This is a genomic window from Staphylococcus sp. GDY8P57P, assembly GCF_017892585.1.
Classification (GTDB): domain Bacteria; phylum Bacillota; class Bacilli; order Staphylococcales; family Staphylococcaceae; genus Staphylococcus; species Staphylococcus borealis.
Genome location: NZ_JAESLK010000063.1, coordinates 1 through 3,153 on the forward strand (window position 1 = coordinate 1; position 3,153 = coordinate 3,153).

General features: G+C 30.1%; 4 protein-coding genes. All 4 read right to left on the minus strand.

The window, feature by feature from the left end:
* Positions 1–40: 40 nt before the first annotated feature.
* Positions 41–205 carry a hypothetical protein gene (locus KA878_RS13440; RefSeq protein ID WP_157946277.1) on the minus strand — a complete coding sequence of 55 codons (165 nt, stop codon included), beginning with the start codon at positions 203–205 and terminating at the stop codon, positions 41–43.
* Complete coding sequence (locus tag KA878_RS13445; protein WP_210142181.1) at positions 205–915, minus strand: replication protein; 711 nt, start codon at positions 913–915, stop codon at positions 205–207. The genes KA878_RS13440 and KA878_RS13445 overlap by 1 nt, the downstream gene beginning before the upstream one ends.
* Before the next feature lie 81 nt (positions 916–996).
* Positions 997–1,146, minus strand: coding sequence for a ribbon-helix-helix domain-containing protein (locus KA878_RS13450; RefSeq protein WP_210142183.1), 150 nt, complete (start codon positions 1,144–1,146; stop codon positions 997–999).
* A gap of 545 nt (positions 1,147–1,691) precedes the next feature.
* Positions 1,692–2,903, minus strand: coding sequence for a MobV family relaxase (gene mobV / locus KA878_RS13455; protein ID WP_031901517.1), 1,212 nt, complete (start codon positions 2,901–2,903; stop codon positions 1,692–1,694).
* Positions 2,904–3,153: the final 250 nt, after the last annotated feature.

Below are 3,153 nucleotides of genomic sequence, written 5' to 3' on the forward strand. Positions count from 1 at the left end.
ATAAAATTTAATTCACTAAGTTCAAAATCAAAACCTAAAATCAATCCAAATGTTCCAAAAATAAATTTTGAAGATTTTCTAATTCTTCTTCATAATTTTTTTGAACCTTAGCATTATGTAAAAGCCTTTTAATAACAACTAACTCTTTTTCAGTCAATGTATGCTCTATTCCATTCTCAAAATAAATAGTGTTATTATATTCCATTACTTTATTTCCCCCGTTTCACTATCAATTATTCTTGAGTACCTTGCTCTATATCCACATTGATAATTACCTTCAAACCAAAGTCTAAAAGCACTAGCATTAGATGTAATGACATCTTGAACATAATTCATATTATCAATACCATATTCTTCTCCATATATATCAAGGAATGACACCAAATCAATTACATTAACTATATGCTCATTTTTCACTATACTTAATAAATCATTTTTTAAACTACGTTTTTGACTTTCATCCAAAAAGATATATCTTTCAATATCAAAATCATTTAAATGGATAATATCTTGACTATCATATTTATGTTTATTTTTCTTAATTGCATCTTTACTTTCATGTGTTAAATATTTATAAACACTCTCAATACCATCTACAATTTCTATATGGGATAAAGATTTATTCCCTAATGCTCTTTTTATTTTCTTTCTTACACTTTCAGATGTAACCGGATTTTTAGCGATATATAAAACATGATAATGTGCCTTTTTATATATTTCGCCACCGTTATCTATAACCTTCTGTTCATCTTCTGTTAACTCTTCATATTTCCGTTCTGTTTCGTCCTTATCATGTAAAGGACTAATAGCTATAGGAACATCAATTCTTTCTAAACGTGATACCCAATCTTCTGGAATACTTTCAGGATAAATTATAAAAGTGAAATTTCTCGCCTTTGTTATTTGTTTAGTCATGTTATATAATTACCTTTGAAAATATAAGTATATATTCGTTTAAAAGAGCTCTTCCTTTGCACAGGGGCTCTTTTTTTATACTCATTTTTCTCCTTTCTTATATTCTTCTAACGCCAATGCCACTATTGCAGATTTTGAAAAACCTTTATATTTCGCCAAATCATTCAATTCTTCATTTTGCTTATTTGTTAAAGAAATCATTATTCGCTTTTTATCATCAGAAACAGCCATTAAATCTCTCCTTTTCTAAAACTTAATATCATAATATAACTAAAGAAAGAAAAGTGCAACACTTTTAAATATAATTTCTTCATTTTTTGAAAAATATTGGTAAAATCGCCAACAAACGTTGGTCGGTGTTGGTAGCCCAAAACCATTGAGCCTCTAAGTGTTAAGAGTGTTTTTTTCTGAATTTGGAACTCAGCACAGTATGGGGGGGTCGTAGTAGCCCCCCTTTTTCCTCCAAAATTTGTAATTCAAAACCATAAAAAACCAAAATAAAAAGACCAGTTAAAAACTGATCTAGTTTAATATCTTTATTGCATTATTCCAATTCCTCTATTTGCCGACGATTCTGCGCTCCTTAATAATCCTAAAGCTGTCCATCGGTCGATTTAATAGCTGACGCTATTGACCGCTGGCGCTTTAAGTCTAATTAAGGGCTCTCATCGACAAATAGATTTTCTCGGCATAAATGCGTGTTATAATACATGAGAGTACAACCAATACCACATTGTATTTACTTAAGCCTTTATCTATTCTGATAAGGGCTTTTATTATCTGCTCATACCTCTACCACGTTTCTGATTATCTTTTTGTTCTTGATGTTCTTCAGGATGTATTTGTTTATCTAACGTTCGTATTACTTGTATCATGCGACCATTATCTTTACTCACATCATTCATTAAATTCCTATATTTATTTCTACCAATAGCTTGCTCTAACTTCTTGAAAATTTCTCTAAGAACTTCAAAAAGTTTATTTGCGTTATCAAGTTGTTTATTTCGTTTTTCAAGAACCTCATTCGCTTTCGTCAGAGTTTCAAACATACTCTTATTTTCTTCTTTAAGCCTACTGTTTTCGTTTTTTAGGTCATTTAGAGCTTTATCTGACTTAATATACTCATAATCATCTTTGATTAATTGTGCTGCTTCTATTTGCTTTTGAAAGGCATTAAAATCTTCTTGGCTTATGACAACATTTCCAGTTTCTTGTACTTCTTTGTTAAACAAACCACCTACTTTTTCCGTTTCAAGCTCATATGGAACATTTATAGGCTTTTTAAGCGTTTCTAACGATTTTTGATACTCTTGCATCAATTTATCGTTCTTTTGCTTTATATGGTCTGTTTTTTGGCTCTCACGCTCATATTCTTGCTTATGGTATTCTGTTTTTTGTTTATACTGGCTCATTTGCTCATGTTTGGCATTCGTAACTTGTCTTGATTGACCACGTTCTAAGTCATATCCTCGTTGTTTAACATACTCATTAAATCTATCTTGAAATTCCGTTAAAGCTTTTTTATTACCTACAACTTCTTTAGCACTTAAACGACCGTCATCAGTTATCGGAACAACACCATAATGCATATGTGGTGTTTTCTCGTCCATATGAACGGTCGCATATAATAAATTATCTTTACCGTATTCTTGTTCTAAAAACTGTTTAGCTTGTTCAAAAAAACGCTTTGTATCTTCTGATGTTTGATTATTAAAAAATTCATTGTCTGATGTAATTAACCCATCAATATGTTTAACTGCGTCTGTTCTAATTTTTCTTTTATTTGTATAATTCTGCTCTATTTTTTCCTCAATCAAGTTATTAAAGTTTTGTTTATTATCGTTTACTAAATCATAATTTAAATGTGTTTTACTATGGTCTATATCTTCGTTTTCATAATTATTATTTTCTCTTTGAACATGTTTTTGAATACCAGTTGTATTTGTTCCAGATTTAACTTTTGAAACTCTAACAATGGAATAAGACATAGAAAAATCACACAAAAAGTCGTTAAACCGTATGCTCTGCGAGGCTAGATTTTGTGCGAGCACAAAATATGGACTGAACAAGTCAGTCCATAAATTCAAAACCAAAATCAAAACCCCAGCAACCAAAAATGGTGGTTGCTAATGTTCATAAATTTTTGATCACTCACGTGTATAAATTTTATTTCACAAGTTCAAGTTCAAAATCAAATTCTAAAAATCAATATACTATTGCAATTGTATCAAAACCTAT